This is a genomic window from Amazonocrinis nigriterrae CENA67 (genome assembly GCF_016056305.1).
In the GTDB taxonomy this organism is placed as follows: Bacteria; Cyanobacteriota; Cyanobacteriia; order Cyanobacteriales; family Nostocaceae; genus Amazonocrinis; species Amazonocrinis nigriterrae.
Map to the genome: position 1 here is coordinate 12468 of NZ_JAECZC010000064.1, position 25443 is coordinate 37910.

Below are 25443 nucleotides of genomic sequence, written 5' to 3' on the forward strand. Positions count from 1 at the left end.
GTAGGGGGGGATGAGGGGGATGAGGGAGATGAGGGAGATGAGGGGGAGAATAACTAAACCCATTCCCAATTCCCAATTCCCAATTTCCAATTCCCAATTTCCAATTCCCAATTTTTTATATTTTTGTAGATTAACTAAAAAAATGAGTGTGGGAGAGATATCAGTGAAGAAAACCCTGTTCCTCAATCCTCCTTCTTTTGATGGATTTGATGGTGGTGCCGGTTCACGATACCAAGCCAAGCGCGAAATCACTTCTTTTTGGTATCCTACATGGTTGGCGCAACCTGCGGCACTTGTACCAGGTAGCAAGCTTGTAGATGCTCCACCACATGGTCAAACTGTGGAGGATGTGCTGAAAATCGCCAAAGACTACGAACTGATTATCATGCACACCAGTACACCTTCATTGACTAATGATGTCAAGTGTGCTGAGGCAATAAAAGCTACAAATCCCAATGTACAAATAGGTTTCGTTGGGGCACATGTAGCTGTCTTACCAGAAGAGACGCTACGAGATCACCCAGTCATCGACTTTGTATGTCGCAATGAATTTGACTATACCTGCAAGGAACTAGCCGAAGGTAAATCTTGGTCAGAAATTAAGGGTTTGAGCTACCGTGACCAGAACTCTAACATCCAGCACAATGAAGAGCGACCATTAATCCATGATTGGGATGCTATGCCCAGCGTCTTACCAGTTTATGGACGTGACCTAGACATTAGAAAATATTTCATTGGCTACTTGCTGCATCCGTACATTTCCTTTTACACTGGGCGTGGTTGTCCGGCAAAATGTACCTTTTGCCTCTGGCCGCAGACAATTGGCGGTCACCTCTACCGCCATAAAAGCCCCGAAGCTGTGGGACGCGAAATGGAAGAAGCCAAAGCCATCTTTGGCGACAAGGTAAGGGAATATATGTTTGATGATGACACCTTTACCATTGATAAACATCGAGCGATCGCCATTAGCGAACACATGAAGCGGCTCAAGCTGACCTGGAGTTGCAACGCCCGCGCTAACTTAGACTACGATACTCTCAAACAACTCCGTGACAATGGTCTGCGATTATTGCTAGTCGGTTTTGAATCTGGTAACCAAAATATTCTCAACGGCATTAAGAAAGGCATCAAGCTAGAAGTGGCGCGGGAATTTATGAAAAACTGTCACAAACTTGGCATTACCGTCCACGGTACCTTTATTATTGGACTGCCAATTGAAACCAGAGAAACTGTCGAAGAAACAATTCGCTTTGCCTGCGAACTCAGTCCCCATACCATTCAAGTTTCCATCGCCGCACCTTATCCTGGCACAGAACTTTATGAACAAGCCAAAGCCAACGGCTGGTTTAGCGACCAAGCTTTAGTTGCTAACTCCGGCATTCAAACCTCCACACTGCAATATCCTACTCTTTCCAGTGCGGAAATTGAAGATGCCGTTGAGCGCATGTACCGTAAATTTTACTTCCGTCCCCAAGCGATCGCACCAATCGTCAAGGAAATGTTAACTGACCGACAAATGTTAGTACGTCGCCTGCGCGAAGGTGCCGAATTTTTCTCCTACCTGAGAGAACGCCGTACTCAAGCTGCGACACACACGTAATAGGGAATAGGGAGTGGGGAGTAGGGAGTAGGGGAGATGAGGGGGATGAGGGTTGAAGTTGATGACTGTGTTCCTGTACCCAAAGGAGCAGGGGAGCAGGGGGAGATGAGGGGGATGAGGAGGATGAGGGGGAGAATAACTAAACCCATTCCCAATTCCCAATTCCCAATTCCAATTCCCAATTCCCAATTCCCAATTCCCCATGCCCAATTCCCAATTCCCAATTCCCAATTCCCCATGCCCAATTCCCCATGCCCAATTCCCATCGTTTTGTCATTATTAATGGTGATGATTTCGGCTTTTCTCGTGGCGTGAATCAAGCGATTATTCAAGCACATGAGCAAGGTGTGCTGACTAGCACCAGCTTGATGGTAACTGGTGATGCCGCAGATGAAGCGATCGCTTTAGCACGTACTCACTCAAATTTGGCTGTCGGTCTGCACTTAGTATTGGTATGCGGTCGGGCTGTTTTACCACCCTCTCAAATTCCCCACTTGGTTGATTCAATGGGGAACTTTTCAAATAGCCCTCTGCAAGCAGGGTTGCATTATCAATTCCATGCCGCCGCCCGTGAAGAACTCCGCCAAGAAATTCGAGGTCAATTGGAAAAATTCCGTGAATCTGGGTTACCTCTTTCCCATGTCGACGGACATCTACATTTACACACTCACCCAGTAGTACTACGTATCTTGGTGGAGTTAGCACAAGAGTTTAAAATTCGAGTTATCCGTCTACCATCTGAAGAACTGGGTATTAACCTCAAGCTCGACCGTCGCAGTTTATTCACCAAGTTAGTCTGGGCTGGAGTATTCGGTAGATTGCGGCGCTATGGTGAGGATTTGCTAACATCTAAAGGTATTGGGTTTGCTAACAGAGTCTACGGCTTGCTACAAACCGGCTCTATGACTGAGGAATATTTGCTAGGTCTGATACCCCAGATTCAAGCAGATTTAGTAGAGATCTATTCCCATCCCGCAGTCCTTAATCACGGGGAACCGCTCAATGGCCCATTGGGTGCGGGTCAAGCGGAACTTGCTGCCCTATTAAGCAAGCAAGTCCGTGAAGTATTGATTGCTAACAATTTTGAATTAACTAACTATAGCAAAGTGCTGAGTGCTGAGTGCTGAGGAGCCAGTGCGTTCGGTCGCCAGACTTGAAGCATCTGGCGTTGCTGAGTGAAAATCCAGTTTCTCCTTACGAATTACGAATTACGAATTACGAATTAGTGGCTATGTCCATGATTAAAACAACTAAGATTTATGACCAAAATTCTATAAAAATTAGAAGGCGAAAGGCACAAGGTAAAACTTTTTACTGGGTAAATTTGCTTTCGTACTTTCTGATAGCTTTGCTGTGCATCCTTGCTTCACCCGTGTTAGCAAAAGTTCCTAGTGCAATGAACTCCTCATACCATCAGGCAAATGCAACTATTGCTAATACTATCTCTGCCTCACCCTTAGAACAGGGAAAAGTATTATACGATGCTGGACGTTTTGCCGAAGCAGTGCAGATATTACAGCAGGCAGCACAGGAATACAAGCAAAAAGGGGATAATCTCAAACTCGCCATCACTCTCAGTAATTTATCTCTGGCTTACCAACAACTGGGTGCATGGACTGAAGCAAAGCAGGCAATTACAGAGAGCTTGAACTTGCTAAGGACAGGTGATCAAAATCAAAATTTACAAGTATTAGCAAAATCACTGGATATTCAAGGCCGTCTGCAACTAGCAATGGGGCAGACACAGGAGGCTTTAGAAACTTGGAAGCAGACAGCAGAAATTTACAAGCAAGCAAAAAATGACAGTGGCGTGGTGCGATCGCAGATAAATCTTGCACAGGCATGGCGAACGCAAGGATTTTACCCTCGTGCAGTCAAAATACTCACAGAAGTATATCAAAAGTTACAATCTCAACCAGACTCAATAGAAAAAGCAGTAGGATTGCGATCGCTTGGTGATGCTCTTCTAGCAGTGGGAGATGGGCAAAACTCCCTGGATGCTCTCAAACAAAGTTGGGAGATTGCTCAGCGTTTGCAATCAAACACAGAAATCGGGGCAAGTCTTTTCAGTCTAGGCAACCACGCTCGCGCACAGTATGAACAAAAACAAGCGATCGCTAAATATCGACAAACAACTCAAGTATCCCGTCAAGAATCAGACCCCAAGTACTGGCTGAGTGAGGCGATTAACTATTATCAACAAACAACTCAAGTATCCCCCTCGCCCCTAATAAAAGTCCAGTCCCAACTCAATCTTTTGAGTCTGTTCATCGAAGAGCAAAAATTTACAGAGGCTGAAGCTTCCATACCATTAATTGAATCCCAAGTCAAGCAACTGCCTAACAGCCGTGCTGCCATCTACGCCCAGATCAATTTTGCCCAGAGCCTGGTGAAACTCCAAAGTCGTGAGTCCCAACTGCCGAGTAGAAAATCTCTCTGGGAATTTAGCACTCAAGACTTAGGGCGATCGCTCGCCACCACCGTTGAACAATCCCGGAGTTTGGGGGATAAACGAGCAGAAGCTTATGCACTTTTGAGTTTGGGTAGTTTGTACCAGAAAAACCAGCAGTGGTCAGATGCAGAAAGTCTCACCCAGCAAGCATTAATCCTTGCTCAGACCAATAACGCACCAGACATTGCCTATCAATCGGAGTGGCAGTTAGGTAGGTTGAAACGGTCACAAAAAGATATCAAGGGAGCGATCGTAGCTTATGATGCGGCTGTAGAAACTCTCAAGTCTCTCCGTAGTGACTTGGTAGCTGACAAAAATCAGGATGTACAATTTAACTTCCGCGACAGTGTTGAACCTGTGTATCGAGAGTCAGTAGAGTTACTGTTGCAATCCCCAGAAGAAAAACTGGATGAAACAATTTTAGATAAAGCACGCCAGCGAATTGAAGCATTGCAGTTAGCAGAGTTAGATAACTTCTTCAGAGAAGCTTGCTTACAAGGTCAAAGTGTGACCCTCGATAAAGTAGTAGACCAAGATAATCCTACTGCTGCCATCCTTTACCCAATTATTCTCCCCGAACAACTCCAAGTAATTGTCAAAATTCCCAATAAACCCTTACGGCATTACAGTCAGAATATTTCCCAAGCATACGTAGACAAACGTGTTGCCGAATTACGAAAAACTCTTGTCAATCCTGCGGCTACCAACGCCTTTAAAACCCAATCGCAAGAAGTTTACCAATGGTTGCTCAAACCCATTGAATCAGAATTAGCGGCAAGTAAGGTAGATACCCTAGTGTTTGTACTAGATGGTAAGTTACGTAATTTACCAATGGCATCTCTTTACGATGGCAAGCAATACCTCGTAGAAAAATATGCGATCGCCTTGAGTGTCGGTTTACAATTACAAAAACCCAAACCTTTTGTACAAGAAAAACTGAGAGCATTAACTGCTGGTTTAACTAAGCCTCCTGTTGGTTTTTCTGATTATGCCCCCTTGCCTGCCATCAAGGATGAAATCAATCTGATTGCTAGCGCTGGAGTATCAACCACTAGTCTGCTAGATCAGCAGTTCACCCGCAAGGCTCTGGAAACAGAAGTGAATACCGCTCCATTTAATGTGGTACATCTGGCAACTCACGGAGAGTTTAGTTCTAGTGCTGAGAACACCTTTATTTTGGCTGCTGATGGCCCGATCAATGTCAAACGATTTGACAGTCTTCTGCGGAGTCGGGATGAAAATAGAGCCGAACCAGTAGAACTATTAGTGTTGAGTGCCTGTCAGACAGCTGCCGGAGACAACCGTGCAGCCCTCGGTCTAGCAGGAGCAGCAGTACGAGCCGGGGCACGCAGTACCCTGGCATCCCTGTGGCAAATTGACGATGAAGCAACAGCCTTGTTTGTTGGTGACTTCTATCGAGAACTGAACCGCGGCAAAATGACTAAAGCCGCAGCTGTGCGCCATGCTCAGTTAAAACTATTACAACATCCTAACTATCGAGCGCCCAGCTTTTGGTCTGCCTATGTATTAATTGGCAATTGGTTGTAATTAGGGAATGGGGAATTGGGAATTGGTAATTGGTAATTGGTAATTGGTAATTGGATTTTACTATTAGTCATCACATCTCACCCATTACCCATCACCCCATTCCTCATTCCCTAGTCCCTAACTTTGGAATACTTTTTCAGACTTTTTCCGACTTCGTGGCATAAATTTTGTGGATGCAGGCGTTAAATGTATATAGCAGCATTGATCACTGGGATGAAATTATGATTAACACCACCTACAAGCTAGACGATTCCGCAATCACCTTGCCAATTTCACAAGCAGCCCGTACTACAGCTCAGCAATTTGCCAGCCAACAACCTACTGCTGAAAAAGCACAGCAAGTTCAGATGAATACGCTAGCTGTATCGGTGGTAAATGACTACTTACAAATGATGGAAATACCTACCGACCTCAGAGCAAGTGACAGTTGGAATTCTGTCATGCGGCTAACTGCCAATGTAGCTGACTTGCAGATGCCTTCTGTTGGTCGTTTGGAGTGTCGTCCGGTGCGTTTGCACGAGCAGACATGCTTAGTTCCACCAGAAACTTGGGAAGAACGAGTGGGTTATGTGGTAGTACAAATTGATGAATCGCTACAAGAAGCAAAACTATTAGGGTTTATCAAAAATGTCACCACAGAAACATTGCCTTTGAGTCAATTGCAGCCACCAGAAGCATTAATTGATCGTTTAGGAGAACTGAGAACTTCTACTTTTGATACTTTGGTGAACTTAAGCCAGTGGTTTACCAATCAATGTCAGGCTGGCTGGCAAACAGTTGAATCTTTATTGAACTCGCTAGAAGCCAGACCTGCTTATGCCTTTCGCAGTGCGGTAACTTTTGAAGAAACATCATACAACCAAGCACAAACAATCACAAGACGAGCAAAACTAATTGATTTGGGTATCAAGATAGCTGATCAACCCGTGATGTTGGTTGTGGAAATCAGCCCTGAAGCTAATCAACAAACTAGTATTCGTTTACAATTACATTCTACTGGTAATCAAATTTACTTACCAACAGGAGTAAAAATCACCGTTCTAGATGGAACGGGAACCGTATTTTTAGAAGCACAAGCTAGAAGTGCTGATAATTACATTCAATTACAGTTTAAAGGTGAAATTCAAGAACAGTTTAGTGTTCAGGTATCATTAGATGATATGAGTATCACAGAAAACTTTATCATTTAAGGAAATCTTCAGATTTTGTTAATTATTGACATGGTTAAAAGGAAATAGGAGAATTAACACTTCAATAATTAAATATTCATACTGGATTGTTGAGAATTTTGCATTTAGATAAAAGTTGGAGTGGTGACTTCTTTTCTAGACGTACAGCGGTGAAACAGTAATTAGATCAAGGGTTTACCTCAAAAAGAGATTGCAATGCTCTCAACAGGGTTAGCTAAATCTAGACAGCTGTTTTCCCTATAAAGAGTTCTCAGAAAGTATCTGTACTGTCAAGCAGAACTCAAATGATAGCGTGAGTCAAGAAACATCAGCACTTCAGTGATTTTGAATGAGAGCAAAGTGACGGTCATGGCTAAGTTAGTGGTTCTGAAATTCACAGACGGTAGTTTTGATCTGGGGTTTACTGTTACTCTCCAAATAGGTGAAGAAAGCGATCGCCCCTCAATAGAAATTACGGGGAAACTGCCGCCATGTCCCGAAATGCCCCTTTACTACGCCCGTTGGCAATCTAGCTATATTCAGTTGGGTAACCGTTACCGTTTGGATGCTGACAAAATACAAGTAACAAATGTGTCAGTTTCTCAAGACTGCCAAAATATGGCCTACATTTTGCGGGCACGCTTTAATAGTTGGCTGCAAGCGGAAGATTTTCGTCCTCTACGAGAGAAATGGCTAGAGAGATTATTGCCCGCAGATCACGTGCGAGTGATTCTGCAATCAGAAAATAGTCAATTGCAGAGACTACCTTGGCATCTTTGGGATTTGCTAGAACGCTACCCCAAAACTGAAATTGCGCTCTCATCTCCAAGCTATGAACTCATTGCCAAGCCACGCGAACCAAACCCACTAGTCAACATTTTGGCAATTTTAGGTGACAGTCAAGGAATTGATACGCAAGCAGACCAAACCATCTTGCAAAAGTGCCCTGATGCGGATGTGAATTTCGTAGTAGAGCCACAGCGCAAGGAATTGACGGATCATCTTTGGGGAAAAAACTGGGATATTTTATTCTTCGCCGGTCATAGTTCCAGTCAGGGAAGTAGTCACTGCGGACGAATCTATTTAAATCAAACTGATAGCCTGACTATCGGTGAATTAAAGTATGCCCTGAAAACAGCCATTGAACGGGGTTTACAATTGGCAATATTCAACTCCTGTGATGGGTTGGGACTAGCACGAGAACTGGCTGATTTGCACATCCCGCAGATCATTGTCATGCGTGAACCTGTTCCAGACATAGTAGCTCAGGAGTTCTTGAAGTATTTTCTTGAAAGCTTTGCAGGCGGTGAAACCTTATACCAAGCAGTACGACAAGCACGGGAACGGTTACAAGGAATTGAGGACAGATTTCCTTGTGCAACTTGGCTACCAGTAATTTGTCAAAATCCGGCACAAGTACCACTCACTTGGAACGAGCTAAAGGATACCAAAAAGCCAGAGACTTCGGATTCAAATCCGTTCTGTAAACGCGGATTGAAGAGAACTTTGTTCTCCAGTCTGGCGATTACTGCCTTAGTCTGTGGCGTCAGGTTTTTGGGAGGGCTACAAACCAGTGAGCTACAAGCTTTTGACCAGATGATGCGATCGCGCCCAGATGAAGGCCCTGATCCCCGCTTACTGGTAGTGACCATTGACGATACAGATTTAGCAAATCAACGACGTAATGGTGAAATCCTCAAAGGAACTTCGATCTCGGAAACATCTCTCAATAAACTATTAGTAAAACTAGAACAGTACCAACCCCGTGCGATCGGCTTAGATATATATCGTGATTTTCCTGCCGAACAAAAAGATTTAATTACTCGTTTAGGTCACGTTAAAAACTTGATTGGGGTCTGCAAGGGAAGTAATACATCAGCAGGAACTAAGGGTATTGCACCGCCTCCCGAAATTCCCAAAGAACAGCAAGGGTTCAGTGACTTCATTCACGATAGTGATGGAGTGGTGCGTCGCCATCTCCTATACATGGAGCAAGAAACCGCATCTTTGTGTTCTGCGTCCTATGCGTTCAGCACGCAACTAGCATTCCACTATCTATCGTCATTAAAAAATAAAATTGAACCACAGCTTGCCTCCCAAAAACCCATAACTTGGCGGCTAGGTAATACCCTTTTTCAAAGCCTTTCGCCTCGTACAGGAGGTTATCAAGGCATTGATGCTAATGGCAGTCAAATATTACTTAATTACCGCTCTTCCAAGAACATTGCCGAACAGGTATCGCTAACTCAATTTTTATCCAATCCAGTCAACCCCAGAGATATCAAAAATCGGATCGTATTGATTGGTGTGACAGCCAAAGGAGATTTTCCTGACTACTGGGCCACGCCCTACGGAAGTACATTAGACGAGCAAATGCCAGGAGTGCTAGTACAAGCGCACATGGTCAGCCAAATTGTTAGTGCAGTTTTGGATGGGCGTCCATTGTTGCGGGTTTGGTCACCTTGGGTTGAAGTGATCTGGATTTGGGGTTGGTCTATCGTGGGAGCTGTAGTTGCTTGGCAGTGGCGCTCTTTGCCCTGGTTGGCATTGGCAGTTGGTGTTACCTCTAGTATTCTCTATTTACTCTGTCTTGGTCTATTAATTGGGGGTGTTTGGGTGCCTTTTGTACCGTCAGCTTTATCCTTACTGATTACAGTTGGCGTTGTAGAAATCTTTAAAATGCAAAATGCCAGATTAGACAGACAGAATGTCCAGCAATAGAACTTAGCCAGTATTCCATAGCAATCCTATTTGAGCCGTCAGTAGATTTTTTGAACGTAGATATCTGGCTTTAAGCTTTACTTGAAAGCAGAACCCGCAGCATAGAATGCTCAGGAAACAGAACAGATACAGAGTTCATAAATCTCAAAAATTATTTAGGACTTTTACAAAATTAATTTGCTGGTTGGAAATCTAATACTGAATTGAAACATGATTGCGACAGATAGATTCACAAAACTCAGACGCTTTCAGGCGATTCTCAATCTAAAATCTAAAATAAACTCTAACTATGAAACTATTTGTAACATTAGCTTTAAGCTACACAACTTTCATTGCTAGTCAGACCTTGTTACTAGCAACACCAGCATTTCTATTTTCTACTCGCAGTTTCACGACTGTTGCCCAAACTGCACCCCCTTCTTGGCCGCAACCTGAATCAGGTAATCCAGGAGGTCGCGTCCGTGGTGGAGCCAAGCGAAGCCTCTGTGAATTGCAATCGTGTCCATCAGTGAATCCTCAACTGACTGCTTTAGTACCCTTTACTGAGAAAGCTGAATCAGTGACCAATGTTTGGGGATTGACAACCGAGGCAAATCCAACATTTTGGTTCTATGTACCATATACCAAAGATGCTGCTAACAAAGATTGTGCCTCTACTACTGAATTTGTGCTGCAAAAAGATGAGGATTCATCCCCTACATATAAAGAATATAAAGAAGCGATCGCTTTACCAGCTCAGCCAGGAGTCATCAGTATTTCTCTGCCTGCTAACGCTCCCTCTTTAGAAATAGGCAAACAATATCGGTGGTTTTTGACTATCAACTGTAATTCAGACCAACCCTCAAACCCAACTTACGTTGAAGGGGTGATAAAACGGGTTAATCTCAAGCCAGAAATTGCCCAACAGCTAAAAAGAGCAACGCCTCTACAGCAGTTTACTATCTATGCCCAAAACGGGATTTGGTATAATGCACTCTCCACACTGGCAAAACTGCGTCAACAATATCCTCAGGATGCCGTACTGAAGGCAGAGTGGAAAAATTTGCTCAGCAGCATCCGCTTAGATGACGTGGCGGAGGAACCAATTCTTTTTGAAAAACCTTAGTCGGAAGATGAGCAGGGGTGCAGGTGTACAGGGGTGCAGGGGTGCAGGGGTGCAGGGGAGAAAAACCCCTGACTATTGACTATTGACCAGTGACCACTGACAACTTACTACTGACTCCCTAGCCTTGCATATCGGGGACGACAGGGGCTTCCTAAACAAACCTGTCCCGAAGGCATGTGACTAAAAACACTACTGCGAGCGCCAATCACAGCATTAGCCCCGATTTCTACTCCAGGCCCGACGAAACAATCTGCTGCTACCCATGCTCCGTTACCTATGGTGATGCTGGCTGCTTTTAAGCCAAAGGCAGGGTCATGGATATCATGGCTACCAGTACATAGGTAAGTTTTCTGTGAAATTACGCAGTGTTCACCGATGCGAATTTCGTCCAGACTGTAGAAAACTACGTCATCTCCAACCCAACTGTAGTCGCCAATGGTGATTTTCCAAGGGTAAGTAAACCGAGCGGTGGGTCGGATCAATACACCTTTGCCAATATTAGCTCCAAATAGACGTAGCAAAACACTACGCAAAATATACAGCGGTTGAGGAGTTAGGGGAAAAGCGATCGCTTGTACAAACCACCATAGCAAAATATACCAACCAGGTCGTCCTCGATCAAACCAGGATTGGTCATATTTACGTAAATCTACAAAGGGTTTGTCATTTGTCATTTGTCATTTGTCAGTTGTCAGTTGTCAGTTGTCATCTGTTAACACTCTCCCCCATCCCCCTCATCCCCCTCATCTTCCTCATCTCCCTCATCTCCCTCATCTCCCTCATCTCCCCATCTCCCTTGCTCCCCTGCACCCCTGCTCCCCTGCTCAACTCACTGTTTGCCCAATTTCTTGAGTTAGGGATGATGCTAAAGATTTAGATGTGGTTGTTGTATTCAGCTTTCCGCCACAGTTGCGTAACTCGTAAAGTTTGACTCCAATTTGATATTCATATTGACTTAACAACCGTGCGTAAATATATCCGGCTTTGCCGTCCAAAAAGCCACGTTGAATAATGTAGAACAAAACAAACCGTAAAAATGGTTTAAAGGGCAGATGTACCCATACTTTTTTCAAGAAGCGCTTGCGCTGGACTGCATCACCAAATAGGTTTGCACCAATAGTACCACTGTCACCTTGACCTGTGAGCAGATTGAAATAAACACGGGCTTCCCAATTAGAATAGCGATTGTGTCTTTCTAACCAGTGGTAAAGGTCACGGAAATCTTCATGAAGCATATCATTTTTGAGATATCCAACTTTGCCTTGTAAGATGACATGTTCGTGAACTTCGTTATCGCCTGTGTTGGGAATATCTTCTGTATTTAGGTTTTCGTAACGACCTTGTTTATGCTTAAATAAACGCAGATTCCAATCAGGATATTTACCACCATGACGAATCCATTTTCCTAAGAAGAATACGCGGCGATTGAGGTAGTAACCTGTATATTCCTGATTTTGAATTGCTTGAGCAATTTCTGCCCACAATTCAGACGTGATACGTTCATCACAATCTACAATCAGCACCCATTCATTGCGGAAAGGCAAATTATCTAAAGACCAATTTTTCTTTTTCGGCCAACGACCATTAAAGTGGAATTGTACGATATTTGCGCCGTAACTTTTAGCAATTTCAGCACTCTTATCAGTACTTTGAGAATCGACTATAAATATTTCATCTGCTCTAGTGAGGCTAGCGAGGCAAGCAGGCAAATTTGCTTCTTCGTTTTTTGCGGGAATGAGTACAGAAACTGGAATTTTAGATGACATATCAGTTATTACTTTTTATTTGATGTAAACAGCAGACCTTGAATAGCAGCATTTAAGTAACCCACCTGACCATAGGCATACACAAGTTTATCAAAGCGTTCTGCTGGGTCGGAAAAATATTGCAATGCTTTATACAAGCCACGCAAAAATCGTTCGCTGCCCCGCTGTAACTGACCAATACCAGCTTTACCAGAGAGTTGTTCTCGATAGCATTCACTGATGCCCTGCCACCAGCCTCGATTTAAAAACCAAGAGCGTTTGAGGCGTTCTGGCGCGACATTGTGAGCTACTAAAGCTTCGGGAATATAGGCGACTTGCCAACCACGCTCTAAGGCAAACTCGGTCATTTGCAGTTCTTCATTGGATAGTAAGTTTTTCCCTACTCGACCAAGATGAGGATCAAAACCACCTATTTCTTCTAGGAAACTACGGCGTATAGAGTAATTTAAGCCTCTGGGGGTTAAAGAAGGCTGTTGGATGTAAATGCTAGTGTCGCCTAAGTCATATGCTCCCAAATTTCCTGCTAGTCCGGGAGATAGCCACCTTGGTTGTTGGATATCTTGAGGCCATAAAAGAGTGACTTTGCCACCTGCGATCGCTAGTTTAGAATTATTTATATAGGCAGAATATAAAACTTGCAGCCAGTGAGTACTGGCAACTGCATCATCATCTAAATAAGCGAGAATTTCAGCACCAGCAACTCTTGCACCAGTATTGCGGGCAACAGACAACCCAATGGTGGGTTCAAAGACATACTTCAAGCGGTGATTGCTTGCCCTTTGTTCTACCACTTCGCGGGTGCGATCGCTAGAACCATTATCGACTACTATAACTTCAAACTCAGGTGCAAAATCCTGCGCCAGTAGACTGTCAATCGCTGCACCTAAATAGGTATCTCGATTGTGAGTACAGATAATGGCAGAGATTTGGGTGTCTGGCATAAGTTTAATTTTTGATTTGAGATTTAGGATTTTAATTTAACTAAAATCCTAAATCCAACAATTGCCTTTTGAGGGTTAATCTATACCAAAAATTCCTCACCCACCAACCGAGATTTTTCGGAAATACTCTTGAAAACTTTAAGCTTGTTGGATGTGGCTGTGTAAAATCACTAAAGTTTCAGCGAGTTGGCTAAGTCGGGTTTCCAAATATTGCTTGCGTCCCAAGAGTTGACGTAACTTTTGATGACGAGCAATGGCCATACTCACAGTGGGTACTTGATCCGGTGGGCATGGACGTGACCAGAGTTTACCAGAAGTATCTAAACCGCAGAGGCGATAACCTGTACGAGAGGATTGATAAGAGACTTTCACCCCAGGTGTACAAATTTCTTCTACATAGTCCATTAGACGCTCAACTTCTGCATGGCGCAGTGTGGCAGTTCCTCCCTGTTCTAGTTCTTGTGGATTACATTCTAACCAACCGTTGACAATTGGCCCTTCTAAATATAAGTCTTGTATCTGCTGCAAAATTGTTTGTAGCTCTTGCTGCCAACCAGCTACATGTTCCTGAATTTCTTGCAAGAGATTCATCGCTAACCCTGGATTAGCTCCGTGGCGATGGCTACTGAAAGTAGGATTTTTAAACTTTGGCAGACTGGGTGTTTTACTACTACCATCTTGTGCAGGAAAGGTCTGCACCTCTTGGCTGTGCTGAGCAAATTTCTGTTCAGGAGTAAAATCACTCAGGGAGTCTGCACTTGTGCCATCTGCTTGTACTTGGGTGTTGGTTTGCTCCTGAGTTGCGGTATCAGACTCTGCTACAGCCTCTGTTGCCCCAACACTAATCCTAAACGAGAAAGACCGCTTTGTGGAATCACTGGCTTCAGCTGAGTCCGTGCTACGATTCTCTAAATCATGTAGGGTTGCTTCAATACGTTTTATACCTGCTTTCATAAAAATATCCTGAAATTTGCTGGTCTCAGTGATTATTGAATAATCAAAATCGGATTGTTGAGATTTTTAACTTTTGCCAATTTTGGCATAAACAATGCTGGTGCTAATTTTATCTCTTAAAAGTTATTTATAGTCAACAATCCCATAAATAATAAAAAACATGTAAAGCCCAATACTCGTATACTTTATAATAGTATTATTTTATACATTAACTATTATTTTAATTGTTTATGCTTAGTTTAACTAAGTAAAAGTTTTAACTCTATCTAACAATATCCAGTTTAACTTTACTAGTAATTTAAGTTATAATTCTTAGCGTTAAATATTTACAATTATGCTTTATTTTAACTCTAGACAAAGAAAAATCCTAGTTATTTTTTTAACTATATATAGAGTAAAATTTGAATATTTATTTTCTAAGTAAAATGATTAAAACAAATATTTTTTAAATTTTATACTGTAAGTATACCAAGTCATTTTCTAGAAAAAATAAAAAAAACAGGTCGCAAATAAATTCAATTTAAATCAAAAAAACTAGCTATAAAATAATTATAAATTGGTTTTGAGCAATAGATAGTATAAAAATATGAAAATCCAAGTTTTTGAACAGTTCTACAAGGGACACCATAGTAATTATATTGAAATTATAATACCTGAGTTCTCCAGATTAGTAGAGAGAAAATTAGTCGAAGAAGTAATTATTACAATTACTAAACAGCATTTTGATTTTTTAAAAATTCATGAAAGATTTCCAGAGTACTCGAAATTCATCACCTTTGATATCTCATTACCGGAAGTTAGCTCTAAAAGTTCTTTAGATAACCGTAAACAAGTAGCAGCTAACCTGTTAAATGCGGTTAATTATGTGAAACCGAACTATTTAATTTCAACTTCAGCAGACTATCAAAGTTTGATATTTGCAATTCAAAATTATTTGGGTATAAAATCCTTACCCAATGATTTGAATTCATTAGGAATTTTTCATTATGGTTATTCTGGAGCCACTAATGGAATTGCTGATTATATAAAACAGCTAGTTTATAGTTTTACATGGAAAAATTGTAATTGCTCTCGCTTACTTATGGTCAATCCTGTTGTCTACGAAGCTCTTGTTCAAGACAGATTACTTCAAGGGAGAATAGGAATAGTACCTGATCCTGTTCCTTCATCAGTGTTATTTGATAAAGAAACAGCTAGGAAAATGCTGAATATCCCAACTGATGGAAAATATGTAGGTTTTATTGGGGCAATGGATACTCGCAAAGCAATTCCCGAACTTGTAGCAGCTTTTAAAAATGCAAAACTCAGCTCAGATACATATTTGTTACTCGCAGGCAAGCTTAACTCAAAATATCGACAGATTATTGAAAGCGAGTTCACAGAACTCTTAAATCAAGGACGCATCATCCTTTTAGACCGATTTCTCAGTTCCACTGAACTGATTGCGGGCTTCTGTGCCCTAGATGTAACAGCTGTAGTTCAGTATAAAAGACCTAATTTATCAGAAAATATACTGAAAGCAATTGCAGCACAAAGACCAGTGATTGCTGACAATTATGGACATACAGGTATGATAATTGAGCGTTTTGGAGTTGGTTGGTCGTGCAACCTGACTGATCACGAAGCTCTAGTATTAACCTTAGAAAAAGGGCTAGCAGAAAGTGATAATTATGTTCTTAATACAAAAACAGAGCGATTGATAGAATTTCATCGACCAGATAATTTTGTGAATACTCTTTTGTATAACTTAAATGGTTTACTGCCCTCAGATTCTATCAATCAGGTCAAAACCTGGGAGTGGGTGTGCGACTCTGAAACTACGTGAGACTACTTTATAACTAAGGAAACAACTTTTGGGTAAAGTTATTCTGATTACGGGCCCGGCAAGATCCGGTAAAAGTGAATTGGCAGAAACTCTGGCACTAGAGTCGGGGAAAGCCGTTGTTTATGTAGCAACAGCTACTGAAAATCCAAATGACCAGGAGTGGCATCAACGCATTCAACAACATCAAAAACGCCGTCCTCAAGACTGGGTAACGCTTTCTGTGCCTGTGGAACTATCTACCACTCTTGCCGATGCCAAACCAAACACTTGCCTTTTAGTAGATTCTTTAGGAACTTGGGTAGCTAATCTTTTAGAAGAGGATGAGATTAGTTGGGAAAACACACTTTTTGAGTTGTTAGAAACAGTGGAAATGGTTGCTGCTGATATGATATTCGTAGCAGAAGAAACTGGTTGGGGTGTTGTGCCAGCTTATCCGCTGGGGCGGACATTCCGCGATCGCCTGGGTTCTTTGGTGCGACAGTTAAGTAGAATTTGTGAAGCTGTTTATTTAGTTACTGGTGGTCATGTGCTGAATCTCAGCGTTCTTGGTTCGCCGTTACCAGCACCAAAGTCTTAACGGGAAATTAAGCATTCTGTATCAAAATTAGCCCATCTGACAATTTATAATATATGGTATGGCAACCAAACAAGAAGTTCAAAGATATTTAGCCTACTGGTTTCAGTTGGGCAAAAAGATAGTGAAGGCCAATGGTCAGGCAAGCTTTTTGCCCCAACCAGTCCTAAAAGGCGATCGCTACAGTGATGAATTTGAAACCTGCTGGCAGCAAATTCTTTCGCCCGAATCAGGAGACTTTTACCTTGAGGGTACTTATGAAACTATTGCCGAACTATTGACGCCAGCATGGGAATTAGCGCCTTGCAGTCGTTGCAATATGCCAATAGCTATGCGAAATGTGGGTATGCCAGCTTTGTTGTGTCCTTGCAATGATTTACCCACCTGGCCCAATACCGAACTACCAGCGCCAAGAAGCCCAGTTAGTAGTGAAGAGCAACTAAAGGCAATTCGCGATCGCGTTTTGAGTAAGATTACATCACTCAACAGCTGAATTTATTCAACCAACTGACAAGTTTTTCCTAATTATTCAAAATACTACTGTGATTGGTTAACAAACGACTACAGATATATTGTCATGTCTAGATAAATGAACTACCCCAGCGCACTAGCGGATGGAGTTTTTAATAGGATTTTGTAAAAATAGCAAGCTATTCTTAAGAAAGCTCACAAGGTTGATGCTGGAATTAGTATTACTTAACATAGGTCTTTGATATCAAATCCGTCTGTGTCGGAATTATTTCTCCTTTTTATTTTTCTGTGTGATCAGCGTCTCTGGAGTTTTTTAATCCTTGAGATGGCATCAGGTTTGATATGATAAACGTCTAATCTCCATAGATAAAATACCAAGTGAAGTACTTTCTGAAATACTAGATGTATCAAGTTATTAGGCGTTTTCACATTTGGCAAAAGTCACAAAAGTTGTTTAAATAAGCAGTTACATGGTACATATAAGAATAAAGTCAAAAAATGGACTTTAACTATACTCCCGATTCTTGACTGACTTCTTCGCATAAGTATTTTGCTCAACAATCATGCCACTATAGAAAACAGAGCGTCAACAGAAGGGTGAAGTGTGAATTATGAAGGATATAACCTAAGGAGCAATCCTAGGGCTGGAAAAATGAATGCTGTGCTTGGATTTTTTCATAAATTCACGCTAATTTTGCGGATAATAAAAGATCAAAACTTTATCTTTCATCCTTCATACTTTAACCTTTCTTCAGTCCAATTGAGCAAGAGGAAGGCCAAAGAACGCTGTGCAGATAACATTTTTAGGGACGAGTTCCGGTGTACCTACAAGAGGGCGCAATGTTTCCAGCGTTGCCCTTAGATTACCCCAACGGGCAGAGCTGTGGTTATTCGACTGTGGCGAAGGTACCCAGCATCAACTTTTGCGGAGTGAACTGAAAAGCAGCCAATTATCCCGAATTTTTATCACCCACATGCACGGCGACCATATTTTTGGCTTGATGGGACTTTTAGCTAGTTGCGGCTTAGCTGGTAATGTGCAACGAGTTGATATCTATGGCCCAGCTGGATTAAATGAATATATCCAAGCTGCTTCTCGATACTCTCATACACATTTTTCCTATCCCGTCAAAGTTCATGCCATCCGTCCAGGTGTGATTTATGAAGATCATGAGTTCACTGTTAGTTGTGGCCCTTTGCATCACCGTATTCCTGCCTTTGGTTACCGTGTAGCAGAAAAAGACCGCACAGGACGCTTTGATGTAGAAAAAGCCAAGGCTTTGCAAATTCCTCCTGGCCGCATTTACGGTCAACTCAAGCGTGGTGAAACAGTGACACTTAGCGATGGACGAGTAATTAATGGTACAGATTTGTGCGGCCCAACAGAAATTGGACGCAAGATTGCTTATTGCACAGACACAGTTTATTGTGAGGGCGCAGTAGAATTGGCGCAAGATGCAGATGTTTTAATTCATGAAGCTACCTTTGCCCATCAAGATGCAGATATGGCTTTTCAGCGATTGCATTCTACAACCACAATGGCTGCACAAACAGCTTTAGTCGCTAAAGCCCATCGGTTAATTATGACTCATTTCAGCCCACGCTATGCTCCTGGAAATCCCTTGGAATTGAAGGATTTACTTCAGGAAGCCCGTGCAATCTTTCCCAATACAGACATGGCTTATGATTTCATGACTTATGATGTCCCCAGACGCAGGGAAGTATAGCAAAGTGCTGATTGCTAAGTGCTGTAGACGCTTTTGCGGCTACTCTTTGAGAACGCCTAACGGCGAACCCGCTATCGTGGAGCCACTGCGTTCGGTCGCAAGACAGACGCGCATATGTGGCGTTGCTGAGGAGCCAGTGCGTTGGGGAGCCAGCGCTGTGGTGAGGCAACGCGGTTTTGGGGGTTCCCCCCATGAGCGATTGCCGAAAGGCTTCGCCGACAGTCCTTGCGACTGGCGTCGGGTTTCCCGACTTGAAGCACCTGGCGTTAGAAAGCAAATTATTTCAAGGCTAGTAGCAATCAGCACTGTCCTAAACTATGCTTCGACTGCTATACATTAAAAATACATGAGAAATTTCCTGAGAAAATGCTGAGAAATTTACTCAACCTAGTTTTGATTAAAAAATAGTAAATTTGTGATTTTCTCCAACACTTTGAGTCCTTTTAATGAGCCTCGGATTAGTCGAGTAGCGGCAATTGGTTGTTGGAGTAATCCTAGTGCTAATGGTATTAGTTGAAGAGAACCATCTGGATTTATTGCCGATGATAAATCTGGGATATCATGCTGACAATCGTCGCTGACAACTCGCAACATAGCCACTGCCACACCAAACTGATGGAAAAACTCTAAGGCAGCAAATCCTTCCATGTCAACAACATCAGCCCCCGATGTTTCACCCAAATGCTGTTTTTCAGCAGCAGACCAAATGACACGATCGCTTGTTAAAGACTTGACTAAAGATACCTTTTGTTGTACTTGAGAATACAACTTTGCAGTAAACGAGCGATCGCACTCTCGCAACTTTCCTTGATAAACACAATCTTGATACAGCACAATGTCTCCGACACCATAGTGCTTGGTTAAGCTGCCACATATACCCATAATCAAGACTTGTGGTTGTTGATCATTCAGAAAATTTTCATTCTCTAACCATTGTTGCAGGTATTGGTTTAAGGCTTTACCACCAATTGGTATCGGCATCACAGTTGGTTTAAAGCCAGTGACTCGACTTAAGCCGCGACACACAGCTTTATACTCGGCTCCTTGGGGCACAAGAATGATGGGCATGGCGGATGGGGGGATGAGGGAGATGAGGGGGATGGGGGGGAAACTGACAACTGACCACTGACAACTGACCACTGACCACTAACAACTGACAACTGACAACCGATTACTGTAGCATGACAAATAATTGTGTCACCCACACGATGATTTTTCCAGATGGTAAAGTTTCATAATTCAAAATCTCTAAGAGAACGCTTTAATATTTCTAGATTGGCAATTGACTTTTCGTGGTTGACGGTGAGTTTTTGGATTGCCGTAACTATCGCTGGTACTCTTGCTTTTAGTTCTCTCAAATATGCTTTATTTCCAGATATTACCTTTCCGGTGGTAGTGGTAAACGCTACTGCACCTCTCACTACTGCCCTAGATACGGAAGCAAAGCTTACCCAGCCATTGGAGGAGCGACTGCGCTCTTTAGAAGGAATTGATGATATTCGTGCATCTGTCTACCCTGGTCAAACTGCCGTCAGTGTGTCTTTTGTGGTTGGCACTAATTTAGATACATCGACTCGCAAGGTAGAAACTGCGCTCAAGCAATTGACTTTGCCTGAGAAAGCAAGTTACAAAATTATTCCCTTGAATTTGAACGAGTCAGCCGCTGTTAGCTATGCCATTGAGAGTAACTCACGGAATCTCACAGATTTGACTAAGCTGGCGAAGGATCAAATTGTACCAGCGATCGCAAAACTGCCTGGAGTTCTCAAAGTTTCACTTTTGGGCAATCCTAATGCATCTGTTGCCCCAGATACAGCTAATACACTCCCAGAAGCCGGAGGAGCTACATTAGTCAGGTTTAACGGACAAAACGCGCTGGCGTTTCAGGTGATTAAACGTGGTAACGCCAACACCTTAGAAGTGGTGAGTCGGGTTGAGAAAGAAGTTCAAAAGCTGCGTTCTACCCTGAAAGATGTCAAACTTACCTTAGCTGCTACTCAAGCAAAATATATCCACCAAGCCACCAAGTCAACTATAGATGCTTTGCTAGAAGCAGTCTTGTTGTCTATTGTGGTGATTTTTCCTTTTTTATGGAACTGGCGAGCAACTTTGATTTCCGCCTTAGCGATTCCCACATCTTTGTTGGCGACGTTTATCGTCATGGCGATTTACGGCTTCAACTTAGAGACGATTACATTGTTGGCTTTGGCTTTAGTGATTGGCAGTATTGTAGATGACGCGATCGTTGATGTGGAAAACATTATGCGTCACATTGAAGATGGAGCAAGTCCCCGCCAAGCTGCTCTTTTAGCTACTAACGAAATTGGGTTAACAGTCACTGCTGCTACGTTAACGGCTGTAGCGGTGTTTCTGCCTATCGGTTTGATGGGTGGAGTAATTGGTCAATTTTTCAAACCCTTCGGTATTACTGTTTCAGCGGCCATGCTTGCTTCGTTGCTGGTTGCTCGGACTTTATCCCCAGTTCTGGCTATCTATTGGCTAAAACCTAAATCTTCACGTTCTCCTCGCCGAGAAGCAAATATCTGGGTGGCTTTCGCCCAATCTTACACAGACTTGCTGCGGTGGTCTTTGAATCACCGTAGGATAGTTATTGGGTTAGCTACACTCAGCTTCATCGCAGGTATAGCAATAATTCCCCTGATCCCCAAAGGCTTTATTCCCAAACTAGATCGCGGCGAGTTCAATATTGCTTATACCGCTCCTTTGCCGAGTATTCCTGAAGGTGCAGGGGTGCAGGGGAGCAGGGGTGTAGAGCAGGGGAGAAATCCCAATTCCCAATCCCCAATTCCCAATCCCTTAAATGATTCTCTCGAAGTTGCTAAAAAACTGGAACAGGTAGTGAGAAAATCTCCAGTGGTGGAAACGGTGTTTACTACTGTTGGTTCTCGTGAGGGTGAACCGAATAAGGGTACGCTCTATGTGAAACTGAAGGATGATCGCCAGATTACAACGGTCGGATTACAAGACCAATTTCGCTCTGCTTTGCCAACTCTGCCTGGGGTAACTACTAGTGTGGAAGATATTCAATTTGTCGATACCGGCGGACAAAAACCGCTTCAGGTGGCATTGCGAGGAAATGATCTCCAAGCTTTAAGCAAAGCTGCCAAGGCAATTAAAGAAAGGATTGCCAAACTACCGGGATTCGCTGATGTCACAGTTACAGGTGAACAGAATTTACAAGGCACGGTTTTTCATATTGAGCGGCTGAATAATCAGCGGGTAGCTTATATCAGTGCTAATTTGGGCAAGGATTTGTCTTTAGGTGATGCCACTGATAAACTGGTGGCTGAAGCTCAAGCAGTGTTACCTTCTGGTGTTTCCCTGGATTTGGGAGGAGACTCGGCCCGCCAAGGAGAAGTTTTTGGCAGTTTCGGCACTACTCTAGCTTTATCTGCCCTGTGCATTATCGTGGTACTAATTTTGCTATTCAAAACCTGGGTAGATCCTGTCGTCATTGGTATTTCTTTGCCTTTGGCATTGGTAGGAGCAATGCTGGCGCTACTGATTACCAAAAGCGACTTTGGCATGATTTCACTAATTGGGTTTGTCTTTTTGCTGGGGCTAGCAAATAAAAATGCTATCCTCCTTGTAGATTACATCAACCAGCTACGCAAAGCTGGTTTAGAACGCACCGATGCTATCCTCAAAACAGGACTAGTACGTCTTAGACCAATTATGATGACCACTGCTTCCACTATTTTAGGGATGCTACCCATCGCTTTAGGTTTAGGAGCAGGTTCGGAATTGCGATCGCCTATGGCTGTAGCTATTGCTGGCGGTCTGGTAACTTCAACTATCCTCAGTCTAATTGTTGTGCCAGTGGTTTACACGATTCTAGATGATTGGTTTCCCCGCTTCAAGAGGATGGGGAGCAGAGGAGTAGAGAATTGATGCAAGTCTTTGTCACGGGGGGTACGGGTTTTATTGGCGCTCATGTGGTGCGGTTGTTGCTGCAACAAGGATACGCCGTAAAAGCCTTAGTACGCCATAGCAGCAATTTAGGAAATCTGCGCGGTCTGGAAGTAGAAATTGTTAAAGGTGATTTAAATGACCCGCTTTTGTGGCAACACATGGTAGGCTGTCAGTACCTTTTTCATATAGCAGCCCACTATTCTCTCTGGCTAAAAGACCGAGAACTACTCTACCAAAACAATGTTCTGGGTACGCGTAATGTGCTGAATGCTGCTCGCAAAGCAGGTATTGAGCGCACTGTTCATACCAGTTCCGTGGCAGCGATTGGTGTGGGTTCATCTGGTCAAGTTGTAGATGAAACTCATCAAAGTACCCTAGAAAAATTGGTAGGTGAGTATAAAAAGTCTAAATTTTTGGCAGAACAAGAAGCCATGCAAGCTGTGGCTTGTGGTCAAGAAGTAGTTGTGGTCAATCCTAGCTGCCCCATCGGGCCGTTGGATATCAAGCCTACCCCGACAGGTGATATTGTCCTGCGGTTTTTGCGGCGGCAAATGCCTTTCTATTTAGACACTGGTCTGAATTTTATCGATGTCCGTGATGTGGCATGGGGACATTTACTGGCTTTGCAAAAAGGCAAAAGTGGCGATCGCTATATCCTAGGTCATCAAAACCTGACTTTCAAGCAATTGCTTGACCAACTGGCCGAGATTACCGGATTGTCGGCACCCCAGCTTTCTGTACCTCTTTGGTTGCCTCTGGGTGTAGCTTGGGTTGACGAAAAGATTCTCGCACCGTTGGGTAAATCGCCATCAGTGCCTTTAGATGGTGTGCGTATGTCTTTTCAACCCATGTACTATGATGCCTCAAAGGCTATACAAGAGCTAGGTTTACCTCAGTCCTCCCTAGAAACAGCACTCAAGGATGCTGTAAATTGGTTTGTCTGTGGGGGTTATGTGAAATGAAAGAAAAATGAAGTATTTGATGGTATTTTGATATACAACTGAGGAGCGATCGGAAAAATGGCGATTAATTTACAACAAGCTATGGATATTGGGAAGTATCTAGTTACTCAGCGTCTGTTGGGGCGCAAGCGCTTCCCCCTTGTCTTGATGTTAGAACCTCTATTTCGGTGTAATCTAGCTTGTAGCGGTTGTGGTAAGATTCAGCATCCAACGGAAGTTCTCAAACAAAACCTCACCCCAGAGCAGTGCTTTGCCGCAGTGGAAGAGTGCGGCGCACCAGTTGTTTCAATTCCTGGGGGAGAACCTCTGCTACATCCCCAAATTGATGAAATTGTCCGGGGCTTAGTTGAGCGCAAGAAATATATTTACTTGTGTACCAATGGTTTGTTGTTAGAAAAAAGCTTGCCTAAATTTCAACCTTCGCCATATCTGACTTTTAGCGTGCATTTAGATGGGATGCGAGAGTGGCACGATCAATGTGTAGACCGCAAAGGCGTTTTTGATATTGCAGTCCAAGCCATTCGTGCAGCCAAAGCTAGAGGCTTTCGTGTCACTACTAACACTACTATCTTTGAAGGTTGCGACCCCAAAGAAACTCAAGAGTTCTTTGACTTCTTGGAAACATTAAACACTGATGGGATGATGATTTCTCCTGGTTACAGTTACGAGTGGGCACCAGATCAGGATCATTTTCTCAAACGTGAACAAACCCGCGCCCTCTTCCGGGAAATTTTAGCACCATACAAAGCTGGTACAAAAAACTGGAATTTCAATCATAATCCCTTATTCCTAGATTTTCTCATTGGTGAGAAAGACTACGAATGTACACCTTGGGGTAGCCCTTGTTACAGCATTCTTGGTTGGCAAAAACCTTGTTATCTGTTGGGTGAAGGTTATTATGCCACCTTCAAAGAACTGCTAGAAGAGACTAACTGGAGTGAATACGGTCGTGCTAGTGGTAATCCCAAGTGTGCAGATTGCATGATGCACTGTGGTTATGAACCTACCGCCGCAATGGACGCCATGCAACCGCAAAATATAGCACGTTCCCTCGGTGCTGTGTTTGGCAAGAGTTAGAAAACAAGCGTACATTCACAAGCAGTCAAAACCCTTTGTGTCTTCGTGTCTTTGTGGTTAAAGATTTTTCACCACAAAGGCACAAAGTATTGATAGTTATCAGTTATCAATCATCAGTCATCAGTTATCCTAGATAAACTCGTCCTTTCCAGGAACCGCCGCGCCCTTGCCAATGACGGATTGCGGAATCTAGAGTCATTAATGTGTAGAGAAAAGCGATCGCAGGTAAGCTAAAAGCTAACCAGAAAGGACATTGATAAAAGCGGATCGTAGGGTAGTAAGCCAAAGTCATCAACAGCCATGCTGATAAACTTGTAAATGCGATCGCCCAATTCCCCAAAGCTGCACCCAAAATCACACCCACGGGTGGAACTAGATAAATGAGAGTCATCGCCACCAGAGTACCTAGTAGCAGCAATGGAGAATAATTCAGTTGAGTATAAGCGGTACGGGCAACCATATTCCAGATTGTCGCTAGAAAAGGATAGGGACGCAAACTACAAGTTAAAGAACTTAATCCCAGCCAGATACGACCCTTTGGGAAAGATGGGAATTGGGAATTGGGAATTGGGAATTGGAAATGCACCCCTGCTCCCCTTCCCCCCCTATCCCCAGAGG

At 43.1% G+C, this 25443-nt stretch carries 19 protein-coding genes and 1 pseudogene; 14 read left to right on the forward strand and 6 right to left on the reverse strand.

The window, feature by feature from the left end; all coding sequences use genetic code 11:
* Positions 1-163: 163 nt before the first annotated feature.
* The 6 genes from hpnJ (at position 164) to I8748_RS25770 (ending at position 10595) form a co-directional block, all read left to right on the forward strand.
* Entirely contained in the window at positions 164-1600 is a 1437-nt protein-coding gene (hpnJ, locus tag I8748_RS25745) for a hopanoid biosynthesis associated radical SAM protein HpnJ (RefSeq protein WP_198127367.1), read from the forward strand.
* A gap of 251 nt (positions 1601-1851) precedes the next feature.
* The gene (gene hpnK / locus I8748_RS25750) at positions 1852-2727 is read left to right on the forward strand and encodes a hopanoid biosynthesis-associated protein HpnK (RefSeq protein ID WP_198127368.1); all 876 of its coding nucleotides are present in this window, start codon (positions 1852-1854) and stop codon (positions 2725-2727) included.
* Positions 2728-2837: 110 nt separating this feature from the next.
* Complete coding sequence (locus I8748_RS25755) at positions 2838-5600, forward strand: CHAT domain-containing protein (protein ID WP_198127385.1); 2763 nt, start codon at positions 2838-2840, stop codon at positions 5598-5600.
* A gap of 221 nt (positions 5601-5821) precedes the next feature.
* On the forward strand, positions 5822-6790 hold the full coding sequence (locus tag I8748_RS25760; protein ID WP_198127369.1) for a DUF1822 family protein: 969 nt from the start codon (positions 5822-5824) through the stop codon (positions 6788-6790).
* A gap of 348 nt (positions 6791-7138) precedes the next feature.
* Positions 7139-9490, forward strand: a complete 2352-nt coding sequence (locus I8748_RS25765; protein ID WP_198127370.1) for a CHASE2 domain-containing protein — start codon at positions 7139-7141, stop codon at positions 9488-9490.
* Between the two features lie 289 nt (positions 9491-9779).
* Complete coding sequence (locus tag I8748_RS25770) at positions 9780-10595, forward strand: DUF928 domain-containing protein (RefSeq protein ID WP_198127371.1); 816 nt, start codon at positions 9780-9782, stop codon at positions 10593-10595.
* Between the two features lie 107 nt (positions 10596-10702).
* Here I8748_RS25770 and hpsU read toward each other — a convergent pair whose 3' ends face one another.
* The 4 genes from hpsU to I8748_RS25790 form a co-directional block, all read right to left on the reverse strand.
* The gene (gene hpsU, locus I8748_RS25775; RefSeq protein ID WP_198127372.1) at positions 10703-11269 is read right to left on the reverse strand and encodes a hormogonium polysaccharide biosynthesis acetyltransferase HpsU; all 567 of its coding nucleotides are present in this window, start codon (positions 11267-11269) and stop codon (positions 10703-10705) included.
* 150 nt (positions 11270-11419) lie between these two features.
* Complete coding sequence (locus tag I8748_RS25780) at positions 11420-12361, reverse strand: glycosyltransferase family 2 protein (protein ID WP_198127373.1); 942 nt, start codon at positions 12359-12361, stop codon at positions 11420-11422.
* An 8-nt stretch (positions 12362-12369) separates the two neighbouring features.
* A complete protein-coding gene (locus I8748_RS25785) occupies positions 12370-13302 on the reverse strand; it encodes a glycosyltransferase (RefSeq protein ID WP_198127374.1) in 933 nt (310 codons plus the stop codon).
* A 138-nt stretch (positions 13303-13440) separates the two neighbouring features.
* Positions 13441-14256: a hypothetical protein gene (locus I8748_RS25790; RefSeq protein ID WP_198127375.1), complete on the reverse strand. Its 816-nt coding sequence runs from the start codon at positions 14254-14256 to the stop codon at positions 13441-13443.
* Positions 14257-14842: 586 nt separating this feature from the next.
* Between I8748_RS25790 and I8748_RS25795 the strand changes: the two genes are divergently transcribed.
* The 5 genes from I8748_RS25795 to I8748_RS25815 all read left to right on the forward strand — a co-directional run bounded on the left by I8748_RS25795 (position 14843) and on the right by I8748_RS25815 (position 19193).
* Positions 14843-16081 carry a glycosyltransferase gene (locus tag I8748_RS25795; protein WP_198127376.1) on the forward strand — a complete coding sequence of 413 codons (1239 nt, stop codon included), beginning with the start codon at positions 14843-14845 and terminating at the stop codon, positions 16079-16081.
* Between the two features lie 28 nt (positions 16082-16109).
* On the forward strand, positions 16110-16658 hold the full coding sequence (gene cobU / locus I8748_RS25800) for a bifunctional adenosylcobinamide kinase/adenosylcobinamide-phosphate guanylyltransferase (RefSeq protein WP_198127377.1): 549 nt from the start codon (positions 16110-16112) through the stop codon (positions 16656-16658).
* Between the two features lie 58 nt (positions 16659-16716).
* A complete protein-coding gene (locus tag I8748_RS25805; RefSeq protein ID WP_198127378.1) occupies positions 16717-17148 on the forward strand; it encodes a hypothetical protein in 432 nt (143 codons plus the stop codon).
* A gap of 766 nt (positions 17149-17914) precedes the next feature.
* Entirely contained in the window at positions 17915-18853 is a 939-nt protein-coding gene (locus I8748_RS25810) for a ribonuclease Z (protein ID WP_198127379.1), read from the forward strand.
* Positions 18825-19193, forward strand: coding sequence for a hypothetical protein (locus I8748_RS25815; RefSeq protein ID WP_214662760.1), 369 nt, complete (start codon positions 18825-18827; stop codon positions 19191-19193). Before I8748_RS25810 ends, I8748_RS25815 begins: the two co-directional genes overlap by 29 nt.
* A 47-nt stretch (positions 19194-19240) precedes the next feature.
* On the opposite strand, the gene I8748_RS25820 is transcribed toward I8748_RS25815, so the two are convergent.
* Complete coding sequence (locus tag I8748_RS25820; RefSeq protein WP_198127381.1) at positions 19241-19921, reverse strand: 5'-methylthioadenosine/S-adenosylhomocysteine nucleosidase family protein; 681 nt, start codon at positions 19919-19921, stop codon at positions 19241-19243.
* Between the two features lie 153 nt (positions 19922-20074).
* Between I8748_RS25820 and I8748_RS25825 the strand changes: the two genes are divergently transcribed.
* The 3 genes from I8748_RS25825 to hpnH are packed head-to-tail and all read left to right on the forward strand — an operon-like array spanning position 20075 to position 24825.
* Complete coding sequence (locus I8748_RS25825) at positions 20075-22765, forward strand: efflux RND transporter permease subunit (protein ID WP_198127382.1); 2691 nt, start codon at positions 20075-20077, stop codon at positions 22763-22765.
* Entirely contained in the window at positions 22765-23748 is a 984-nt protein-coding gene (gene hpnA, locus I8748_RS25830) for a hopanoid-associated sugar epimerase (protein ID WP_198127383.1), read from the forward strand. Before I8748_RS25825 ends, hpnA begins: the two co-directional genes overlap by 1 nt.
* 57 nt (positions 23749-23805) lie before the next feature.
* A complete protein-coding gene (gene hpnH / locus I8748_RS25835) occupies positions 23806-24825 on the forward strand; it encodes an adenosyl-hopene transferase HpnH (protein ID WP_198127384.1) in 1020 nt (339 codons plus the stop codon).
* Positions 24826-24949: 124 nt separating this feature from the next.
* Here hpnH and I8748_RS25840 read toward each other — a convergent pair.
* A pseudogene (locus tag I8748_RS25840) lies at positions 24950-25443 on the reverse strand (glycosyltransferase); the annotation flags it as partial.

What these genes read in the sequence shown, in the direction of transcription:
- hpnK (WP_198127368.1), top strand. Translation starts at nt 1,852, where the DNA reads ATGCCCAATTCCCATCGTTTTGTCATTATTAATGGTGATGATTTCGGC.
- I8748_RS25755 (WP_198127385.1), top strand. Translation starts at nt 2,838, where the DNA reads ATGATTAAAACAACTAAGATTTATGACCAAAATTCTATAAAAATTAGA.
- I8748_RS25760 (WP_198127369.1), top strand. Translation starts at nt 5,822, where the DNA reads ATGATTAACACCACCTACAAGCTAGACGATTCCGCAATCACCTTGCCA.
- I8748_RS25765 (WP_198127370.1), top strand. Translation starts at nt 7,139, where the DNA reads ATGGCTAAGTTAGTGGTTCTGAAATTCACAGACGGTAGTTTTGATCTG.
- I8748_RS25770 (WP_198127371.1), top strand. Translation starts at nt 9,780, where the DNA reads ATGAAACTATTTGTAACATTAGCTTTAAGCTACACAACTTTCATTGCT.
- hpsU (WP_198127372.1), bottom strand. Translation starts at nt 11,269, where the DNA reads ATGACAAATGACAAACCCTTTGTAGATTTACGTAAATATGACCAATCC.
- I8748_RS25780 (WP_198127373.1), bottom strand. Translation starts at nt 12,361, where the DNA reads ATGTCATCTAAAATTCCAGTTTCTGTACTCATTCCCGCAAAAAACGAA.
- I8748_RS25785 (WP_198127374.1), bottom strand. Translation starts at nt 13,302, where the DNA reads ATGCCAGACACCCAAATCTCTGCCATTATCTGTACTCACAATCGAGAT.
- I8748_RS25790 (WP_198127375.1), bottom strand. Translation starts at nt 14,256, where the DNA reads ATGAAAGCAGGTATAAAACGTATTGAAGCAACCCTACATGATTTAGAG.
- I8748_RS25795 (WP_198127376.1), top strand. Translation starts at nt 14,843, where the DNA reads ATGAAAATCCAAGTTTTTGAACAGTTCTACAAGGGACACCATAGTAAT.
- I8748_RS25805 (WP_198127378.1), top strand. Translation starts at nt 16,717, where the DNA reads ATGGCAACCAAACAAGAAGTTCAAAGATATTTAGCCTACTGGTTTCAG.
- I8748_RS25815 (WP_214662760.1), top strand. Translation starts at nt 18,825, where the DNA reads ATGATGTCCCCAGACGCAGGGAAGTATAGCAAAGTGCTGATTGCTAAG.
- I8748_RS25820 (WP_198127381.1), bottom strand. Translation starts at nt 19,921, where the DNA reads ATGCCCATCATTCTTGTGCCCCAAGGAGCCGAGTATAAAGCTGTGTGT.
- I8748_RS25825 (WP_198127382.1), top strand. Translation starts at nt 20,075, where the DNA reads ATGGTAAAGTTTCATAATTCAAAATCTCTAAGAGAACGCTTTAATATT.
- hpnA (WP_198127383.1), top strand. Translation starts at nt 22,765, where the DNA reads ATGCAAGTCTTTGTCACGGGGGGTACGGGTTTTATTGGCGCTCATGTG.
- hpnH (WP_198127384.1), top strand. Translation starts at nt 23,806, where the DNA reads ATGGCGATTAATTTACAACAAGCTATGGATATTGGGAAGTATCTAGTT.